General features: G+C 49.2%; 17 protein-coding genes. 5 read left to right on the top strand and 12 right to left on the bottom strand.

Annotated elements, in window-relative coordinates; translation table 11 throughout:
• Positions 1-216: 216 nt before the first annotated feature.
• Genes BN3003_RS14430 through pncB form a run of 4 tightly spaced genes read right to left on the bottom strand, consistent with a single transcriptional unit; the run spans position 217 to position 3494 of the window.
• Complete coding sequence (locus BN3003_RS14430; RefSeq protein ID WP_058357345.1) at positions 217-579, bottom strand: hypothetical protein; 363 nt, start codon at positions 577-579, stop codon at positions 217-219.
• 39 nt (positions 580-618) lie between these two features.
• Positions 619-1749 carry a vWA domain-containing protein gene (locus tag BN3003_RS14425; RefSeq protein WP_058357344.1) on the bottom strand — a complete coding sequence of 377 codons (1131 nt, stop codon included), beginning with the start codon at positions 1747-1749 and terminating at the stop codon, positions 619-621.
• Positions 1750-1769: 20 nt separating this feature from the next.
• Positions 1770-2225, bottom strand: coding sequence for an META domain-containing protein (locus BN3003_RS14420; protein ID WP_058357343.1), 456 nt, complete (start codon positions 2223-2225; stop codon positions 1770-1772).
• Positions 2226-2279: 54 nt separating this feature from the next.
• Positions 2280-3494, bottom strand: coding sequence for a nicotinate phosphoribosyltransferase (gene pncB / locus BN3003_RS14415; RefSeq protein ID WP_058358066.1), 1215 nt, complete (start codon positions 3492-3494; stop codon positions 2280-2282).
• A 305-nt stretch (positions 3495-3799) separates the two neighbouring features.
• Between pncB and trhP the strand changes: the two genes are divergently transcribed.
• The 3 genes from trhP to argS all read left to right on the top strand — a co-directional run bounded on the left by trhP (position 3800) and on the right by argS (position 8565).
• Entirely contained in the window at positions 3800-5155 is a 1356-nt protein-coding gene (gene trhP / locus BN3003_RS14410) for a prephenate-dependent tRNA uridine(34) hydroxylase TrhP (protein WP_058357342.1), read from the top strand.
• A 117-nt stretch (positions 5156-5272) separates the two neighbouring features.
• The gene (locus BN3003_RS14405; protein WP_108721559.1) at positions 5273-6685 is read left to right on the top strand and encodes an amino acid permease; all 1413 of its coding nucleotides are present in this window, start codon (positions 5273-5275) and stop codon (positions 6683-6685) included.
• 152 nt (positions 6686-6837) lie between these two features.
• A complete protein-coding gene (argS, locus tag BN3003_RS14400; protein WP_058357341.1) occupies positions 6838-8565 on the top strand; it encodes an arginine--tRNA ligase in 1728 nt (575 codons plus the stop codon).
• A gap of 95 nt (positions 8566-8660) precedes the next feature.
• On the opposite strand, the gene BN3003_RS14395 is transcribed toward argS, so the two are convergent.
• Entirely contained in the window at positions 8661-9044 is a 384-nt protein-coding gene (locus tag BN3003_RS14395) for a lysozyme inhibitor LprI family protein (RefSeq protein ID WP_058357340.1), read from the bottom strand.
• Positions 9045-9413: 369 nt separating this feature from the next.
• Between BN3003_RS14395 and BN3003_RS14390 the strand changes: the two genes are divergently transcribed.
• Entirely contained in the window at positions 9414-9902 is a 489-nt protein-coding gene (locus BN3003_RS14390; RefSeq protein ID WP_147645449.1) for a tetratricopeptide repeat protein, read from the top strand.
• Between the two features lie 185 nt (positions 9903-10087).
• A complete protein-coding gene (gene ygiD, locus BN3003_RS14385) occupies positions 10088-10930 on the top strand; it encodes a 4,5-DOPA-extradiol-dioxygenase (RefSeq protein ID WP_058357338.1) in 843 nt (280 codons plus the stop codon).
• Positions 10931-10992: 62 nt separating this feature from the next.
• Here the strand turns inward: ygiD and BN3003_RS14380 are convergent, their stop codons facing one another.
• The 7 genes from BN3003_RS14380 to BN3003_RS14350 all read right to left on the bottom strand — a co-directional run bounded on the left by BN3003_RS14380 (position 10993) and on the right by BN3003_RS14350 (position 20864).
• Complete coding sequence (locus tag BN3003_RS14380; RefSeq protein ID WP_082625680.1) at positions 10993-14181, bottom strand: autotransporter outer membrane beta-barrel domain-containing protein; 3189 nt, start codon at positions 14179-14181, stop codon at positions 10993-10995.
• Positions 14182-14497: 316 nt separating this feature from the next.
• Positions 14498-15001, bottom strand: a complete 504-nt coding sequence (locus BN3003_RS14375; RefSeq protein ID WP_058357336.1) for a GNAT family N-acetyltransferase — start codon at positions 14999-15001, stop codon at positions 14498-14500.
• 698 nt (positions 15002-15699) lie between these two features.
• Entirely contained in the window at positions 15700-17028 is a 1329-nt protein-coding gene (locus tag BN3003_RS14370; protein ID WP_058357335.1) for a dicarboxylate/amino acid:cation symporter, read from the bottom strand.
• Positions 17029-17231: 203 nt separating this feature from the next.
• Complete coding sequence (locus tag BN3003_RS14365; RefSeq protein WP_199822600.1) at positions 17232-18188, bottom strand: siderophore ABC transporter substrate-binding protein; 957 nt, start codon at positions 18186-18188, stop codon at positions 17232-17234.
• 21 nt (positions 18189-18209) lie between these two features.
• Positions 18210-18974 carry an iron ABC transporter ATP-binding protein gene (locus tag BN3003_RS14360; RefSeq protein ID WP_058357333.1) on the bottom strand — a complete coding sequence of 255 codons (765 nt, stop codon included), beginning with the start codon at positions 18972-18974 and terminating at the stop codon, positions 18210-18212.
• Positions 18965-19918: an iron chelate uptake ABC transporter family permease subunit gene (locus tag BN3003_RS14355; protein ID WP_058357332.1), complete on the bottom strand. Its 954-nt coding sequence runs from the start codon at positions 19916-19918 to the stop codon at positions 18965-18967. The genes BN3003_RS14360 and BN3003_RS14355 overlap by 10 nt, the downstream gene beginning before the upstream one ends.
• On the bottom strand, positions 19911-20864 hold the full coding sequence (locus BN3003_RS14350; protein WP_058357331.1) for an ABC transporter permease: 954 nt from the start codon (positions 20862-20864) through the stop codon (positions 19911-19913). Before BN3003_RS14350 ends, BN3003_RS14355 begins: the two co-directional genes overlap by 8 nt.
• Position 20865: the final 1 nt, after the last annotated feature.

The raw sequence follows: 20865 nt of genomic DNA, 5'->3' as shown, positions 1-20865 counted from the left end.
TGAATGATTTAAATGGTAATGAATGAGATGACTTAAAATAGGCTTCGTTTCCATGCGTTAGGCTAGGCAAGATGTCATACACATTGATGGATGTTTGATAGACGCAGTCCTAGCTAGCGTAGTTACAGGCCGCTTATTGGATACACACCCAGAATTCTGGGCATGTTTAAATAAGCGGCCTGTAAGCGTTTGAAACCATTTTGGTATCAGACCTTGTCAATCATCGGCCAAGCTCGATTCTTGCTTGGGGTCGGCGAAAATATAGGCATTGCCGAGTGTGTCCACCACATAAGCCGTGCCCATATTGCGCATCCGCCATTCCCATTGCCCATAGCGCGTTTTAAACGTGCCATCGGCCGTGCATGGGCCATGCAAAAAATAATCGTGCTCTTGCCGCGACGTAATCAACACCGCGCGTTTGAAAAACGCTTGTACGTCGGCGCGGCTGGGTTTGAAATAAGCACATTCGGGCGCCACCTTGGTATCTGGCGCCTGAATGGTGATGTCACTGATGGCACCCAGCGGTGACGCCAGTACCAAACTCGGTAACAGCGACAATAACCATAAGCTATGCTTCATGTCGTTTCTCCTCGATTTGTGCCGTATCGCACGCTCACATCATTGCAATTGCTTGCCCAAAGCGCGACTGACGGCGCTGTCAAAGCTGTCGCCGCTGCCGGTAGCTTGGTCGCGATTGGCCTGTAAATAGTCTTCACGCTGTTTGGATACCTTGGCAATTTCTTGTTTTAACTGTGCTCGCTGCTGAATTTGCGCGTTGACATAAGCGCTGCGCTCGCTGCTGGACATGGTTTGCATTTGGTCGGGCAAGTCTTTGCTGTCGACTTGTTCCAATTTGACCTTGCCGTTTTCTATTGCCTGCACCAAATCGTCTTGGCTGTACGCCTGTTTATTGATGGATTTGTTGATGGAGCGTTCCGCTTGCGCTTCTTTGGGTGCGGCGGCGATGGCCGACAATTTGCTCACGCTTTTGGCTGCTGCTGAGCGCCGCAGCGGTTCTTTGCCATACGGCAGGTAGACGCTGTCTAAACGCGTGCTTAATGACGACAAAGTATCGTCATATGGCGTGGTCACGGTGACACTGCCGCCGTCTTGTGGAATGGTGAAATACTCGCCGCCGCCATATTGGGCCACGCTTTGCCACACGCGTGCGGTGGTTTTGCTGTCACCGGCCAATAAGGTGTTGATGATGATGCCTTTTTGTTTGGCTTTTTGCGCGGTGTGGCTGACGCTGGGTACTTCGATATAGCTGTCTTTCGGTGGTGCATCGCCGACCAAGAACAAGACTTTTTTGCTGTTGGCGCGCCAATTCATTTGATTGACTGCTTCGTGCAAGGCCAAGCGCACGTGCTCGGGTTCGTCGCCTCCGCCTGCGGCTTTGAATGCCATCAATTCGGCATAAACCTCGTCCAAATCTTGGTTCAAACCCACTTTGCGCGTCACATACTCGTCTTCTTTATCGCGGTAACCGAGCAAGCCCACGCGCACATCGGCACCGCAGCGCTGGTTTTGCATCACATCGTTGACGATGCGCCAGATTTTGGTTTTCGCGCCTTGAATCAAGCCGCCCATAGAGCCGGTGGTGTCGAGCACGAACACCAAGTCGATTTGCGTTGCCGCTTGGCTGTTACAGGCCGGCTTGGAATAAGGCGGTATGGTTTTAACGGTAATGGCGTGGGCGCTCAATGGCAACATGGCCGCGAGCAGCACAGCAAATGGAAGCAATCGCATGGCATTTCCTCAAATCGGAATCACAAATAAATACGGTCCCAAATCGCCACCAAATCGTGGTTTTGGTCTAACCACAGCATTTGGTCGGCCTGTAAACGGTAAAAACGGGTTTGCTGCAAGGCGTGTTGCAACAAAGAAGCGTCATCGGCTTCGAGGCAGGTCATATCACGAATTTCGATGCGGCGAAAACGCAAATCTTGCGCAGTAGCGCGGTAGTGTCCCAATAGGCGCGCGCACGGCGCCGCCACACTGAATTCTTGCGTTTGGATGCGCAAGCTGATGCGGTAACGCAATTGGCTGGTGTCAAAGCGGTTCGGTGCGCTCAAGGCATACAGCGACCATTCGCCTTTGGCCGCAATCTGTGCCAGCGGCAGCTCAGGCTGGACATTATCGTTAGGGGTTTGTTGGGTTTGGCAAGCGCTTAAGGCCACGGTCATCAACACAGCAACCATCACGCTCACACCTTGCTTTACCATGGCATTCCTCAGTGACAAAAAAACAGGTGTGTCGCTGACACACCTGATGTGGGGCTAGACTTCGGCAGGCAAACCAAACACCTGACGCAGATAGGCCAAGAAGGTATCGTTGTCAGTCATGGTTTTGCCAGGGGTGTCGGAAATTTTCGCCACCGATTGGCCATTGCACTGCACCAGTTTCAATACGATATTTAGGGTGACATGGCCCATGTCATTGGTGAGGTTGGTGCCGATGCCAAAACTGGTTTTGAATCTGTCTTTGAAATACTGGTGCAAAGCCCACGATTTTTCCAAGTCCAAACCATCGCTGAAAGTGAGCATTTTGGTGTGGGAATTGATGCGCAGTTTTTGGTAATGCGCGTAAGCCTTGTCGCCCCATGCGTATGGGTCGCCCGAGTCGTGGCGCAAGCCGTCAAACAGTTTGGCAAAATACAAATCGAAGTCGTTTAAAAACGCGTCCATGCCCACCACATCGGTGAGGGCGATGCCCAAGTCGCCACGGTATTCGTGTACCCAGCTTTCCAAAGCGGCTTTTTGAAAATCGCGCAAACGCACGTTCAAGGCTTGGAAGGCCTGCATGAATTCATGTGCCATGGTGCCGATGGGAATTAGCCCCAATTGCTTGGCGATGTACACATTGGAAGTACCGCGGATGATGCGCGGCGCGGCGGCATGTAAGGTTTCGATGACGTGTTTTTGCCATGCGTAGCTGTAGCGGCGGCGGGTGCCGAAATCAGACACCACAAACGGTGGCTCGTCATTGCCTTGTTGCGCATCGTATTCACGCAACAATTGTGCTTTGGCCTGCAAGCGGCGTTCGCCTTCGGCCAAGACTGCCGGCGTTTCCAAGCGGCGGAAGTACAATTCATTGACGATGGCGAGCACAAAAATCTCAAAAAACATCGCCTGTATCATTGGGCCTTCAACCACGATGTCCAAACGTCCTTCGGCATCTATGGTGGTTTTGATGAAGCGGCGTTTGAGCTGAAACATTTCCATGTAATCAACAAAATCGCTTTTGATGAAGCGCATCGAGCGCAGGTAATCCAATTCGTCGGCTTGGAATTTCAAATCACACAACACATCCAATTCGGCATCCAATTCGTCCTTAATCTCGACCAAAGGGTAGGCAATATTGTCCAGATTGCGGCAGCGAAAATGGTAGACACTGTGGGTTTGCGGGAACTGGTGTAAGACCGTTTGCAACATCGTAAATTTGTACAAATCGGTATCAAGCAGGGATTGTATGATTACAGGACGTGGATTCATGTCTTTCACACTGTCATGGCGTATTAAAGTACGCACATTAAAGCACGGTTTACCGGCTTTGTGTCCCATAAATCTGCGAAATCGGTGAGCGGTGTGACGCTGTTGCGACGGGCATGAATTTAATTTGTTTTTATAGGTATTTGAATTAAGAGTAAAAACCGGCGCAATGATGCGGCCTGAAATTGACCTAAGACCCAAAAAAGCACATAATTGCGCCCATGCAGTGCCCTTAGGGGCTTTATTTATTTGAGCGCTCGATTGCAAACGCACAGTCGGCGCCGACACACGATCAAGACACAAAACCCATGAAATCACCTGAATTACTGTTGCCTGCTGGCGGTTTGGAACGCATGCGCACCGCATTTGATTACGGTGCCGATGCAGTGTATGCCGGTCAGCCACGTTACAGCTTGCGCGCGCGCAATAACGAGTTTGCCAAATTATCTGAATTGCAAACTGGCATAGAAGAAGCGCATGCGCGCGGTAAAAAATTCTTCTTGGCCAGCAATATTTTGCCGCACAATTCCAAATTGAAAACGTATTTGGACGACATGGCGCCCATCATGGAAATGAATCCTGATGCCTTAATCATGGCCGATCCGGGTCTGATCATGAAGGTGAAAGAGCGTTGGCCAGAGGCGGTGATCCATTTGTCGGTGCAAGCCAATACCACCAATTACTGGGGCGTGCAATTCTGGGAAAAAATCGGCGTCGAGCGCATCATTTTGTCGCGTGAATTGTCCATGGACGAAATCGCTGAAATCCGCCAACAATGCCCAGACATGGAATTGGAAGTGTTTGTGCACGGTGCTTTGTGCATCGCCTATTCAGGCCGCTGCTTGTTGTCTGGCTATTTCAACCACCGTGATCCTAACCAAGGCACTTGCACCAATGCGTGCCGTTGGGATTACAAAGTGCATGACACCAACGTCGATGATGCCGGTGATGTGGCGCGTTTGGATGGCTTTAATTTCCACACTGCCAAAGAAGAAGCCGACAGTGCTTTCCAAGGCATCAATGGCCAAGTGCGCCATCCTGCCGCCGACAAAGTGTATTTGATTGAAGAAGCCAACCGTCCCGGCGAAATGATGCCGATTATGGAAGACGAACACGGCACTTACATCATGAATTCCAAAGACTTGCGTGCGATTGAACAAGTGCGCAAATTGGCCGAAATCGGCGTGGATTCTTTGAAAGTGGAAGGCCGCACCAAATCGATGTATTACGTTGCACGCGTGGCGCAGTCTTACCGCAAAGCGATTGATGATGCGGTCGCCGGTCGTCCGTTTGACTTTGGTTTGTTGGCAGAGCTTGATGGTTTGGCCAACCGTGGTTACACCCCAGGCTTCTTGGAACGTCATCAAACCCAAGAATACCAAAACTATTTGAGCGGCCATTCTTTGGCCAAACAAAGCCAGTATGTCGGTCATGTGTTGGACGTGGACGCCGAAGGTTGGGCCACCATCGAAGTGAAAAACAAATTCTCTGTCGGTGACCAAATCGAAATCATCCACCCACAAGGCAACCAAACCATTACTTTGGAAGCCATCATCCGCAAGGGTGAACGCGTTGATGTTGCCCCAGGCAATGGCATCCAAGTGCAAATCCCTCACATGCAAGGCAAAGACAAAGCCTTGATTGCTCGCATTATTCCGTCTTAAGTAAGGATTTTTGAACAGGCTGTCGAGATGCTCGGCAGCCTGTTTTATTTTAATACCATGCAATCTACACACAACAACACAGAATTAAAACGACATCTTAAAGCCCGCCATTTGTCCATGATCGCCATCGGTGGCTGCATCGGCACCGGTTTGTTCATGGCCAGCGGTGAAGCGATACACAGCGCCGGCCCCGGTGGTGCTTTGCTGGCTTATGCCGCCATTGGTTTGATGGTGTATTTCTTGATGACTTCTTTGGGTGAAATGGCGACGTATTTGCCGGTGGCTGGTTCTTTCAGCACCTATGCCAGCCGTTTTGTTGACCCTTCTTTGGGCTTTGCCTTGGGCTGGAATTATTGGTTTAACTGGGTGATTACCGTGGCGGCCGACATCTCCATTGCCGCTTTGGTGGTGTCGTATTGGGAGCCGCTGCAATTCTTGCCACATTGGGGCTGGAGTTTGCTGTTTTTGGCCTTGATCATCGGCCTGAACATGTTGTCGGTGCGCGTGTACGGCGAATCGGAATTTTGGTTTGCCATCATCAAGGTGATTACGGTGGTGGTGTTCTTGGCCGTGGGTGTGCTCACCATTTTTGGCATTTTGGGCGGTGAATACGTGGGCTTTAAAAACCTCACCGTAGGCGATGCACCGTTTTTGGGCGATGGCTTTACTGGCCAATTCCTCACCGCTTTGGGCGTGTTCTTGATAGCCGGTTTCTCATTCCAAGGCACAGAGTTAATCGGTGTGGCCGCAGGCGAGTCGGAAGACCCACAAAAAAACATTCCCAAAGCGATTAAACAAGTGTTTTGGCGCATCTTGATTTTTTACATTTTGGCCATTGCGGTCATCGGTTTGCTGATTCCATACACCAGCCCACAATTATTGGGTGCCGATGTCAATGAAATCGCCAAATCACCATTTACCTTGGTGTTTGAAAAAGCCGGTTGGGTGTTTGCGGCAGCGGTGATGAATGCGGTGATTTTGACCTCGATTTTATCGGCGGGGAACTCTGGCATGTACGCGTCTACGCGCATGTTGTATGCAATGGGCAAAGACGGTTTGGCTTACAAAGCGTTTGCACGCACCAATGTCTCGGGCAATCCTTTATTGTCTTTGGCCTTGACCAGCGTCATCGTGTTGGCGATTTTTGGCTTGGAAATGGGCAATGAGCAGGCCTACCAATACATCATCGCCGCTTCAGGTTTGACTGGCTTTATCGCATGGTTGGGCATAGCGCTCAGCCATTACCGTTTCCGCCGTGCTTATGTGGCGCAAGGGCGCGATTTGAACCAATTGGTGTACCGCGCCAAATGGTTTCCCTTCGGCCCGATTTTGGCCTTGGTCTTGTGTGTGTTGGTCATCATCGGTCAAGACACCGATTTGATACTGCACGGGGAAGTGGATTGGAATGCGATTACCATCACCTATATGGGCGTGCCGATTTTCTTGGGCTTTTACCTGTACCACAAGCTGCGTTACAAAACCCGCTTGATTGCGCTCAAAGACGTGAACCTGAGCCAAGACCACCATTAAGCGGCCTGTAAACTCGGTGTGAGCAGCATATGCTGTGTTTGCACCAGCAGTGCGCGCAAATATGTTGCGGCCGCGTTAGTGTGGCCGCGCATTTTCCTTTACAATAGCTTCTTTTTTGATGGGCATGTTTGCCCGCAGTGAAACAGCACAACATGAAATTACACCAAACCGTAGCACAAGTGGTTGAAGCGGCATTTTTACAGGCCGGCTTAGACAACGACGCGATTTTACTCCAGCCTGCTGGCAAGCCTGAATTCGGTGATTACCAAGTCAATGGCGTGATGGGTGCGGCCAAACGCCGCAAAACCAACCCACGCGAATTGGCAGTACAAGTCACTGCCTTGTTGCAAGAGAACACAGATGTCATTGCGTCTGCCGAAGTGGCAGGCCCGGGCTTCATCAATTTACGTTTGAACGCTGCATTTTTAAATCAGCATTTACAGGCCGCATTGGCGGATGAACATTTGGGCATTGCCACCGTCGCCGCGCCACAAACCATCGTCATCGACTATTCTTCGCCCAATTTGGCCAAAGAAATGCACGTGGGCCATTTGCGCTCGACCATCATCGGCGACAGTTTGAACCGCGTGTTGAGCTATTTGGGGCACAAAGTCATCGCGCAAAACCACGTTGGCGATTGGGGCACGCAGTTTGGCATGTTGGTCGCTTACTTGGTTGAGCAACAAAAAACCGGCGATGCCGACATGGCGTTGAGCGATTTGGAAGAATTCTATCGCAATGCCAAAGTGCGTTTTGATGAAGACGCTGAATTTGCCGATACCGCTCGTGATTACGTAGTGAAATTGCAAAGCGGCGATGAGCAAGTTTTGGATTTGTGGCGCCATTTTGTCGCCTCGTCTATGCAACACGCCGAAGAAGTGTATGCGCGTTTGGGCGTGTTGCTTACGCCTGACGATGTCATCGGTGAGTCGTTTTACAACGACGATTTGCAACCGGTGGTCGATGATTTGATGGCACGCGGTTTGGCAGTGGAGTCTAACGGCGCCAAAGTGGTGTTCTTGCCTGAGTTCAAAAACAAAGAAGGCGAAGACGCCGCCTACATCATTCAAAAAGCCGACGGTGGCTATTTGTATTCCACCACCGACTTGGCCGCCATCCGCCATTCGGTCGAAGGCTTTAAGGCCGACCGTTTGTTGTACGTCGTCGATGCGCGCCAAGCCTTGCATTTCCAACAATTGTTCACCACCGCACGCAAAGCCGGCTATTTGCCAGCAAACGTGACGGCCGAACACATCGCCTTTGGCACCATGATGGGCGAAGACGGCAAACCGTTCAAAACCCGCGATGGCGGTACGGTCAAATTGATGGACTTGCTCAAAGAAGCGGAAGAGCGTGCTACGACTTTGGTGCAATCGAAAAACGCGGATTTGGCGCAAGACGAAGCCGTTCACATTGGCCACACCGTGGGCATAGGCGCGGTCAAATACGCCGACTTGGCCAAATCGCGCACTTCAGATTACATCTTCAACTGGGCGACGATGTTGTCGTTTGAAGGCAATACCGCCCCGTATTTGCAATACGCGTACACGCGCGTACAAAGCGTGCTGCGCAAAGCAGCTGAGCAAAACGTGCTCGCCGGTGACATCCACGTCACTGAGGCGGCCGAACAGCAATTGGCTTTGGCCTTATTGCAGTTTGAAGACGTGTTAACCCAAGTGGCCGACAGCGCTTACCCACACCATTTGGCGGCGTATTTATACCATGTGGCAACGTTGTTCAGCCGTTTCTACGAACAATGTCCGATTTTGAAAGCCGAGCCTGCGGTGATGGCTTCGCGTTTGTCTTTGGCGACGCTGACTGGTAATACCTTAAAACAAGGTTTGGATTTGCTCGGCATAGATGTATTGCAAATGATGTAATTTAAGCAGTGATGTAATCTGCATTTGCTGCGGATGCACATGGAAAAGCGGCCTGTAAACAGTTACAGGCCGCTTTTGTATGGGGATTTAAAGCCTTAAAAGCGTTTGCCTTGTTGCAACCACAAGCGCATGGCTTGGGCGCGGTCTTCGGTATAGTCCGCCAAACACGCATCGCCCACCACACCCGCGCCCACCGCGGTATTGGCCGCTTGTGCGCGGCATTCATCATCGCGTTCACGCATCCACAAGCGTTGCATGCTGCGCAAACGGTTTTTGCCCGCTTGGCTTTGTTGCTTCATCAGTGCTTGGTAAGACTGGTTTAAGATTTTGTCGAAATGTTGGGTGCGCTCGCGGTCACATTGTTGGCCGTCTTGCGCATATTGCGCCTTGCTCGCACATTGTGGGTCGTATTGGGCCCAAGCGGCGCTGCTGCACAACAACACCGCTGCCGCGCAAAGAGAAGTTAAGAGGGTTTTCATGCTGTGGCTCCTGAGGTGAACGCGTGCCTCCATCATAATGATTTATGCGCGCTAAGCAAGTGCCATTCGGTTAAGGCATATCTTGCTGCTACTGACGGTAGCACAGACTGCAGGCGTACTCAGTTTTACGAGCGAGCTAGGGTGCGGAATGTGGCGTAAACATCAATCATGCAGCCCCTTTATCACGTGGTTTTTGTCTATTTAAAACAAGTGTTGGAATTGTGCCGCACAAGTCCTTGTTTTTAAGCACTTAGGTGGCTTATTCAAGTCGAATTTGATTATAATCATGTTTATGTGAATAAAATCAAAAATCGGCCAAAATTAGTATGAACGGCTTGATTTTTATCGTTAAAAAATACTGAGATTGTCGTGAATTTAAATAATTGTTTCTTTATGTGTGCAGTGGCGTTTTCGCTGCTGATGTCGTCTCCTGCTTTGACCTTACCCAAGTTAACCGATTTAAGCTTTCCACATTTGAATACCAGCGTGCCTTTGCACACGGCCAGCAGTGGCATCGGCATTTCTTATGTTGGTGAACGAGAGGGCATTTCGCAAGAATACAGCCGCAAATTTGCCGAATACAAACAAGCAGCGCAAGCGGGCAAAGCCGATGCGCAATACAGTTTGGCGGTGGCGTATGAGTACGGTATGGGCGTGGGCAAAAACGACACCGTGGCCTTGCAGTGGTATCAAAAAAGTGCCAACCAAAACTATCCTAATGCACAAAGTCGCTTGGGTTTGGCCTATGCCAAGGGGCAGCTGGGCGTGAAAACCAATATTCATGTTTCCAATGCGTGGTTTGACAAAGCCGCCGCCAACAAGACCGAACACCACCGCATCATGCTCGATCGCATGTGATGCCTGTGTTTAAAAGTGGCCTGTAAACCTTTTTAATCGGTTTACAGGCCGCTTTTTTGAGTCATCGTTAAGTATTGCCAATATGGTTTCTTATGGCGAAAAGAATTCTGTTGTCAAGGCGCATTTATTTGCCAGCAGCTTGTGTTTACAATTCAGTCATTCAATAACAACAACAGGTGCACACCATGACCAACCTTAATCAACTCTATGCCCAAAGCCGCGATTTCAGCAACACCGACACCATGCCGGTATTTTTCTTCGGACATGGTTCGCCTATGAATGCCATCGAGGCCAATGAATTCACCCAAACGTGGCAACAAATCGGCGAAAACTTGCCCACGCCAACAGCGATATTGGCCATTTCAGCGCATTGGCTGACCCAAGGTGGCACCGCAGTGACGGCAATGGCACAGCCGCGCACCATCCATGATTTTGGCGGTTTTCCACAAGCGCTGTTTGAGGTGCAATACCCAGCCGCCGGCAGCCCCGCCTTGGCGCACACCGTCATCGACACAGTAACGATGACACATGTGCATGAAGACATGGAATGGGGATTGGACCACGGCACTTGGAGCGTGCTCAAACACGTGTTCCCACAAGCGAATGTGCCCATCGTGCAAATGAGCATAGACTACAGCCAAGGTGCAGACTACCACTACCGTTTGGGGCAGCAATTGGCAGCGCTGCGTCGCAAAGGCGTGCTCATCGTCGCCAGTGGCAATATGGTGCACAATTTGCGCATGGTGTCGTGGCAAAAACCGGTGGATGAGGCGTTTGGCTTTGATTGGGCGCTGGAAGCCAATGATAGCTTCAAAACCATGCTGAACCAGCGCAACCATAACAGTTTAATTGATTGGCAAAACCAAGGTGAGGCCTTCCGCTTGGCCATCCCAACCCCTGACCATTATTACCCAATGATGTACAGCATGGGCTTGCAAGAATCGAGCGATGAATTGACGTTCTTTAACGATAAAGCAGTCATGGGTTCATTGACCATGACGTCTTACCGCTTGGATGCTAAGGTGTAAGTTGTTTAAACAATAACAAGCGGCCTGTAAATACTTACAGGCCGCTTGTTATTACTGATGGCTTAGAACCGGTATTTCACGCCGACACTGCCACCGACTTCTTTGTAGTCATTGCTACCGCCGAGATAATTGGCTTCGGCTTTGACGCTGAGATTGCGGGTAATGTCGCCTTGGACGCCGAGTTTCAATTCGCCCGCGCCGCCTTTATGCTGCAAATCGGAGGCGACATCGTTCATGTACACGCGGTAATCCTTGTTATTGTGTACCCAATTGGCTTCGACATACGGGGTGATCGCGGTTTGCTCTGAGGTTTGGATGTGGGCGGAGGCGCGCAAGCCGACAGTGGTTTGCAAACCTGAACCATCATCGAAACGCACTTTGGTGCCATTGGCTTCGGTAAAATCATCGGCCTGTACGTTTTGGTACATCAGTTGTGCATGCGGTTGCAACACATAGCGCACATTGTTTTTCTCGGCGACTTTCCAGTTGTAACCCAGTTCTACCGCCGCGGTGATGCCTTTGGAATCGTATTTGACCTTAGGCAAACCATCGCCATTGACCTCATTGTCAAAATCGTTCCACAGAATCCAGCTGTCTGCGTACAGGCCGGATTCTTCATTGGCGTTTTGTTGGTAAGAACCGTAGACGCCTATGCCATAGCCATCGGTTTCATGGCGGCTGTTGTGGCCAGATAAGTTATTATGAGTTGAGCCTTTGGCGCGACCATAGCCGCCCATCAGCCCGACGGTGACTTTGTTTTGCTCATTGGTCGAATGCACCACCATGTCGGCACCAATCATGACGGTGTTTTTGTCCATATCGCTGTCGAGTTGGCCGCTGCCATCTTTAAAGTCGGCCTTGGAACCAACATAGTTAATCCAAGCGCTGCCACGTTCTGGACTGCCATCCAAACCACCGCCTTCGGTTTCATATTCGCTGGCGGCATAACCATTCAAACGGTCTTGTAAGCCCAGTTTGAACATATTGTTGGCCGCGTAAGCTGTGCTGTTGTAAGAAGCGGCTTCGGGGCGGATAACTTTGGGGCCGGGTTGTGGGGCTTGGGTTGGGGCAACGGTAGGCGTTACTGTTGGTTTGACCGTTGGCGCTACAGTAGGTGCGACAGTTGGTTTCACGGTTGGTGCGACTGTAGGCGCAACTGTTGGCTTGACGGTTGGTGCGACTGTAGGAGTGACTGTTGGTTTTACGGTTGGCGCTATCGTAGGAGCCACAGTTGGTTTCACGGTTGGAGCTACTGTAGGTGCGACAGTTGGTTTAACCGTTGGGGTTACCGTAGGTGTGACAGTTGGTTTAACCGTCGGTGCGACTGTAGGGGTGACTGTTGGTTTGACGGTCGGTGCGACTGTAGGGGTGACAGTTGGTTTCACGGTTGGTAGCAAATTATTCAGATACCAATTTTTGCTTGGAATCGGTTCAGCTTCACCATAAGGTTTGTTGCTCAGGGCAGGGTCTTTGCCTGGATAAGCATCATTGCCACGTACCAAAAAATACTCGTAAACCCCAGCAACAATGCGCCCATCTTGGACAAATTCTGCATCCGATTTGCCATTAATGTTAATTAAAAGGATTCCATTGGAATCGCTGATGTCTCTGGCGATGTTACCAAAATTAGAGACTTTGACTTTGGTGGTGCCACTGGCATTGCCATTAATGTGCAATGTATCTGAAAGCACGGTGATGTTTTCATACGGGTCATTAGGATTTTTTTTGAGCAGGCTAAACGACATGTCCAAAGTACTGCCATTGGCACCGAAATAATCGCCACTGATATACAAGGTATTATTGGAAATTTCGCCTTGATGCAATTTAATCGAACCTTCATTGTGAAGATTGCCCATCACATCTAAATTGCCACCCGTATCTGGTTTTACCTGAGACCCGAGTTGCAGTGTGGCCCCTCTTTCAATCACAGTATTGCCAATCGCGCCATCCACACTGCTTAAGGTGGCCCCATTCTTGATTGTGGCCTGCTTAAGCTGTGTCATATAGGGAACAGGAAAATATTTTACACCCCCCAGCTCCAGTCCTCCTTGCTCAACTATTAATTCTCCCAAAAATTGGTTATGTGAATGTCCCAAGGTAAGGACATTATCGCCTCTCTTAATCAATTTGCTTTTGTCAGAGCCCGCTATGTGAGACAGAAGCACATTGTATTGGTCTGGGGTATGGTGTTCACCGGTGACAATTAAGGTTTTATCGCCGAGGTATACGGTAGCATTATTGCTGATGGATGCTCCATATTCACCTATATCGTATTCATGGGTATTGTTGTTGGTGCCTTGGGTGCTGCGCAATTCCGCTACAGAAAATTCACTAGCGCTGATTTTATCGAAATACACATTGCCATTTTCAACAATTAAGTGGATAGGTGATAAGGCCTTGGTATCGCCTTCAAAAGCAATTTGACCGCCAGCCCGAATATACACACCTTCTTTGCCATTGGTGGTACCAGACAGTGACGCATCTTTGAAGTTAATGTGACCATTGAACTCAGTGTAGTAAGCATAAGGTATGGCTTTGCCTTGTGTTTTAATGTGGGTAACAGAGTGACCACTGATATTTAAGGTGGCCTTGCTGTTAGACGAAGCTGTGCTTTTCCAACCTATGGCCGATGTGTTGGTATTGCCGTTTTCAACATTCATCACAGTGTTACCAGAAACAAAGACCTGTCCTTGATCACAGGTTTGATTGGTCACACAATTATCATAATTGCTTTGAATAAAACCAATGCTTTCGCCATCCAAACCTTGAATATTGAAGGTGTTGTTTTTGAGGTTAGCACTGCTCAAACTGTAACTGTGTATGCCTTCCGCGCCTTGTTTTCCAGAAACATTGATATGGGTGTTTTCAATATTGATATTGGGTGAAGTAAACGGTGAGTTGTTTAACAGCTCAATGCCGATTGGTTTGTGAGCCGACGGGCTTATGGTGGCTGTGGTCATATCGACATTGATGCGACCATTTTTAAATTCCAATTGGTGCCCATAAGTGGCATCAATACCCAGCATACGAGAGGCATCAAAAGCAGTGTTGACGACATAGCCATCATAACGGGCATCTGCATTGATTGATAAACCGGTTGAGGCGGCTTGTGCGTATGTGGAACTGAGGCTAAGACCCAATAAACACATAGCTAAAATGGTTTTTTTCTTTCCTTTACTTTGGGCTATTTCAGATACCGATACCCAAGACTGAAGGGTTTCGCTCCATTTTAATCTGTAAATTTTGTTCATTGCATTCCCTTAATAAACAATGCCATTAATGTATTATTTTGATGTTATGGGTGATGAGTGTGAGGGCATGGCATTGCTAGAGTAATATAGCAAAATTTAATATAAGTTGACAGAGTCGATGCTCAGTGTGACATTGAAACTGATTTAGTTGACGTACCAGTGCTAGGAAATGCAATAAATCAGCCATTGACTATGTTTAATGCATTTGAGACAAATTACAATAAGTTCAAAAATGGCGTTTAGATTTGTTATTATTTAAAAGCGGCCTGTAAGTGTTTACAGGCCGCTTTATATGTTTGGTGTCCTGATGATTGCATTACGCTATGTCCAAATAGTAATACGTCGTCGCTGCCAATTCGCCATTGGGCATGCTGGCGTAATTGGGGATGCTGCCTGCGGCTTGCCAGCCCAAGTGTGCGTACAGGCGTGCGGCAGGGGAGTCGCTTAAGGTATCGAGCACCAACAGGCTCAGGCCGGCAGCACGGGCGCTGGTGACGGCGGCGTTGAGCAGTGTCGTGGCCAAGCCTTGACCTTGGCAACGCGGGTGCACCATCAGCTTGGCGATTTCACCTCGGTGGCGGCTGTTTCCGGCTGTGGCCAAATTCAATTGCACGGTGGCAACAATGTGGCCGCTGTCATCGCGCACAATGGCGAGCTTCTTGTGGCGCAAATCCAAGCTTTGCCAATAGGAACGTGCGGTAGCGAAATCGGTATCGGCCAAAAAGCCTATGGAAGCGGGACTGGCGATGATGGCGAGCAGCAAATGCGCCAAATCATCAAGGTCGCTATCGCTGAGTGTGTCTGTCCAAAGCAGTGGCATGGTATGTATCCTGATGGGTAATGCAGCATCAAAACACAGATAAACACGGCCTGTAAACAGTTACAGGCCGCATATCAAGGTGTTTAAGGCATGGTGATGGTTGCGGTTGTGTAGGTTATCAGCAATATGTTGATTCAAAACCCCATGCATTATTTAGGACTATGTTTAGGTGTTCAGTTTGTTTGTTCAAATAATGCCTGTTCTTAAGCCATTCAAGACCACCTTATTATCCAATCTGAAAAAGATGCAGCCTGTAAGTGTTTACAGGCCGCATATCAAGGCATTTACTGCTTAATGATGATTTATCGCTTTAAATATCGGCGGCGATACAGGCATTCAAACTCCATGCAGCTACAGAGGTCAATGCACAGTTGCAGGGTATCAGTTCAAGGCAATCTCTGTTTTTAAGCAATGCAAAGCGGTTTCATTGTCTATTCCAATATAAATGCGGTCTGTAAACAGTTTACAGGCCGCATACCAAGTTATTTAAGCTTGTGATGGTTGTGGCAGTGTATGTAGACAGCTATGTGTTTATTCAAAACCACATGTATCTTTTCGGATAACATTGGGGCGTTGAGTTTGTCTGTTCAAATAATGCTTGTTTTTAAACAATGCCAAGTCTTCTCATTTTTATCATCCATAAAAACACGGCCTGTAAATAGTTACAGGCCGCATATTCAATAGTAAGGCTTTAATGCTTAATGGTGGTCGTCTTCGATGTCAACCGTGATGTGACCATCCAATACGGCATGCATTTTTTCGGTGTCGAGTTTTTTCTCCCAACGTGCAACCACCAAAGTGGCGCAGGCATTGCCGACCAAATTGGTCAAGGCGCGGCATTCCGACATAAAGCGGTCTATGCCCAAAATCAATGCCATGCCGGCAACCGGTACGGTAGGCACAACCGATAAAGTGGCGGCCAAGGTGATGAAACCCGCGCCGGTCACACCAGCAGCACCTTTGGATGAAATCATCGCCACCAATAAGAGCAGGATTTCTTGTTGTAAGGTCAATTCGATGCCACAGGCTTGGGCAATAAAGATAGACGCCATGGTCATGTAGATGTTGGTGCCGTCCAAGTTAAACGAATAACCCATCGGAATCACCAAACCGACCACGGATTTTTCGCAGCCGACTTTTTCCATTTTTTTCATCAAAGTGGGCAAGGCCGCTTCAGAAGAAGATGTGCCCAATACCAGCCACAATTCGTCTTTGATGTAGCGTATCAATTTGATGATGGAGAAGCCGTTGTAGCGGGCCACTGCGCCCAATACGATGAGCACGAACAACAAGGCAGTGATGTAGAAGCACACAATCAAATACATCAAATTGCCAACCGAGCCGATGCCATATTTACCAATGGTAAACGCCATCGCACCAAACGCACCGATGGGCGCAAATTTCATCAAGATGGCGACCATTTTGAACACGGGCGCTGACAATTCTTGTAAGAAATTCAAGACCGGACGGCCACGGTCGCCCACGGATGCCAAGGCAATACCGAAAATAATCGCCACAAACAACACTTGCAAGATATTGCCGTTCACCAAAGGGCTGACCACGGTGTCGGGAATGATGTTCATCAAGAAGCCGGTAATGGTGGAATCGTGCGCTTTGCTCACGTATTCGGCCACTTTACTGTTGTCCAAGGTCGCAGGGTCGATGTTCATGCCGGCGCCCGGTTTTAAGAAATTGGCCACATACAAACCAATAACCAAAGCCAAAGTCGAGAAGGTGATGAAGTAAATCATCGCCTTACCGGCAACACGGCCCACGGTTTTCATATTGCTCATGCCAGCAATACCGGTGACCACGGTCAAGAATATCACCGGAGCAATAATCATTTTGACGAGCTTAATAAAAGCGTCGCCCAGTGGTTTCATGCTTTCACCGACAGAAGGGAAGAAATGGCCTAACACAATACCGACGACAATGGCGAACACCACTTGTACGTACAGGATTTGGTAGAATTTTTGTTTCTTCTTCTGTGGTGGTTGCTCGTTCATCATTTCAGTGTCGAAATTCATCAGAGTGTACCTTCTTGATATAAAATGTTGCGTTGTTTGAAAAAACGGACAATTATCGCGCTAGGGGGCAGGCGATGCAATAAATAATTTGGTTAAATTCTAAACCCTTGGGCTTAACTGCTAATTAATTGACATATATTTGTGCTGCCGCAAATAAAAAAACCCACTAAAATAAGTGGGTTTTGGTAAACAAGCGTTAAAAATTATTTTATTGCACTGCCCACTTCAGCCACCATTTCATGCATGGCATTTAAACCACCATTCATCAAATACCAGTTGTTGGCATCCAAATACACGATGTGTTGTTCTTTGGCGGCTTTGGTTTGTTTGATGATGTCGTTGTTCAACGCTGCTTCGGCACCGCCTGATTTGCCAGTGACAGCAGAGGCACGGTCGATGATGAACAGGTAGTCAGGGTTTTTCTCGGCAATGTATTCGTAAGAAATGCTTTGGCCGTGGGTGCCGACTTTGATGCTGGCATCTATCGGCGTGAAGCCCAATTTGTCATGGATTAAACCAAAACGCGAGTGTTGGCCAAACGCCATCAATTTGTCGTTGTTCACGAGCACGATTAAGGCCGATTTGCCCTTGGTTTTCTCGCTGACTTTGGCCGCTTCTTCATCCAAGGTTTTTAATTTCTGCTCGGCTTCGCTGGTTTTGCCGACGATTTTGGCCAAATTCATGGTTTGTTCGTGGAAGCTTTTCCAATAGTTATCGGTGTCTATGCTGTAGTGGTAAGTAGGTGCCACTTGTTTGAGGGCATCCATTTGTTTTTGCAAACGGTCGGCGGCAATCACCAATTGTGGTTGGGCAGCGGCGAGTTTTTCCAAATTGACATTGTTAACCGCGCCAAAATCGGTGTATTTGTCGCTTTTGAAGCTGGCCAAGCTGGTGGGCACGGCAGACGACAACGGCAAACCGATGACTTTGTCGGTGGCGCCCAAGGCATTGATGGTGTCGAGTGAGGTGTAGTCCAAAACGGCAATTTTACTCAAATCGGCCGGCACGCTGATGTTGCCGGCTTTGCTGCTGATTTGGTCAGCGCTGGCGGTAGTGCTGCTGGCGGCGGTGGCAGCGGTTTTGTTGTCGCTTTGTTGACCACAAGCGGCCAAACCCAAGGCCAATGCGGCGGCCAAAATTGTTGGAAGACATTTTTTCACGTGCTTACTCCATATCATTTATTAAGCAATAAAATACAAACCCAGACGGTGTTCACCGACTTGCTCCACCGGCATGTGAAAGCCAAAAATGCTTTCCAATCGCTCGCTGTGCATCAAGTCTGTCGGTGAACCAGAAAACACCAAACGCCCATCTTGCATCGCAAAAATGTGGTCGGAATAGACCGAGGCGAAATTGATGTCGTGGATGACAATGACGATGGTTTTGTTTTTGTCATGACACAGTTTCTGCAGCACACGCATGATTTGTGCTGAATGTTTCATGTCGAGGTTGTTCAGTGGTTCGTCCAGCAGCACGTAGTCCGTGTCTTGTGCCAATACCATCGCGATAAACGCGCGTTGGCGTTGGCCGCCAGATAATTGGTTTAAATAACGTTGGCGCAAATCGCCCAAGTCCATGTAATCAATGGCTTCGTCGATAAAGCGTTTGTCTTCAGCGGTGAGCACGCCTTGCGAATACGGAAAGCGTCCAAACGCCACCAAGTCTTCCACGCTCAAGCGCAAGTCGACATGGTTGCTTTGTTTTAATATCGCCAAACGGCGGGCGATGTCGCGGCTTTTCAGTCCGCTGATGTCGTCGCCATCGAGCAAGACTTTGCCGCCATCCATGGGCAATAAGCGGCTGATCATGGACAGCACCGTCGATTTACCCGCACCATTGGGGCCGATAAACGAGGTGATTTGGCCTTTAGGAATGGTGAGGCTGACATCGTCGACCACGGTTTTGTTGTCATAGCGTTTGTGCAAATGCGAAATGTCTATTGCCATTGTTTGTTCGCTTTTAAAAGCAACCAGAAGAAGTACAGGCCACCAACAAAATTGATGATGACGTCCAATTCGGTTTTAAAATTGAGTAGGTGTAAGACCACGGTTTGCCCCAGCACCAGAACCATGGTGCTGACCAAGATGATGGCGGGAAACAGCAAACGGTGGCGGAAGGTCGGCAGCCATTGCAGCGTCACATTCAGAATCAACAGGCCAAAGAAAAACATCGGTCCTGCCAAAGAAGTGGCGGTGGCCATCAATACCGCCACAATCACCATCACCCGTTTGCCAAAGCGCTCGTAATCTATGCCCAAATTAATCGCGGTTTCGCGCCCCAAACCGAGCACATCCAATTGACGCGACAGGCTGAAGCTGTACAGCGTGAGCGGGATAACGATACAGGCCGCTAAAGTCAGCACCGTGGCATCGACTTGGTTAAAGGTGGCAAAGCCGGCGTCTTGGGCGATTTGAAACTCGTTCGGGTTCATCAACATGCCCAAGAAGGTGTTGGTGGTCATGAACAAAGACATGCATATCATGCCGATGAGCAGCAGATAAAACACATTCTCGCGCCCGCTTTGGAAAAACATGCGGTACAGCAACAAGGCAAAGCCGATTAAGATGGCGCAGCCAAACACAAATTGCCACACCACATTCATGTGCATCAAGGCGGCGCTGCCAAAGAAAAACACAAAACTGGTTTTGGCGAGCACATACAAGAATTCCAGTCCCAATGAGGACGGGGTCACAATGCGGTTATTGGAGATGGCATGAAACAACAGCGTGGCACTGCCCAAAGCCATGGCGGTGACAAAAATTGCCCCCAAAGTCTTGAGTCGCAACAGGTTCACAAACGGCGTGAATTGGCTGTTGTCCCACACAAAATACACGCCAACCAAAGCCAAAGTCACGGCCAACATCAGCCACAAGCGCTTGCTCTCAGCCATGACGGTACCTCTTTAATAACATGCTTAAGAACACCACACTGCCGATGATGCCCATGATCAAGCTGACCGAAATTTCATACGGATACAACACCATGCGGCCTGTAATGTCGCAAATCAATACCAATAAGGCACCGACCACGGCAGTGTGTGGCAGCGTGAGTTTTAAATTGTCGCCCAAATACAGCGCCACCAAATTCGGCACGATTAAGCCTAAAAACGGAATCGAGCCCACGGTGACGATGACCACGGCGGTGACGATGGCGACCAACACCAAACCCAGCGCCATGGTGCGTTTGTAATTGACGCCCAAATTCACCGCAAAGTCTTCGCCCATGCCTGCCAGCACAAAGCGCTGCGCATACACATAGGCCAAAATCAACGCGGGGATGCTGATGAACAGCGTTTCATAACGGCCGCTTAGCACGCTGGAAAAATCGCCTTGCAACCATGCATTGATGTTTTGCAGCAAATCAAATTGCAGCGCAAAAAACACAGTGATGGAATTGATGATGTTGCCAAACATCATGCCAACGAGGGGCACAAACACGGTATCACGGTGTTTTAAGGTGTTGAGTATGGCCATAAAACACATGGCGCCGGCAAACGTGGTCAGCGCCGCAAACGAGGTTTGCACCCAGCCTGTGCTCGCGGGCAACAGTATCAAGGCCAATAACACCCCAAAGCGCGCCGAATCTTCCAAACCCGCGGTGGTAGGAGAGACAAAGCGGTTGCGGCTTAAGCATTGTAAAATCAGCCCGCAAATGCTGAGGCTGGCGCCGGCGATGACAATGGAAATCAAGCGTGGCAAACGGCTGTTGGCCAACAGCAGCCAATCTTCGCTGCGACCAGCGAGCAAGCCAGCCAAGCTGACATTGCCAACGCCGATGAAAATGGATACCACTGCCAAGATGAGGGTAAGCGGAAACAGAAAACGCAGTTTTAACATG

It is taken from the genome of Vitreoscilla massiliensis (assembly GCF_001457815.1).
In the GTDB taxonomy this organism is placed as follows: domain Bacteria; phylum Pseudomonadota; class Gammaproteobacteria; order Burkholderiales; family Neisseriaceae; genus Vitreoscilla; species Vitreoscilla massiliensis.
Note: the sequence above shows the minus strand (reverse complement) of the source record. Positions and strands in the feature narration are given on the sequence as shown.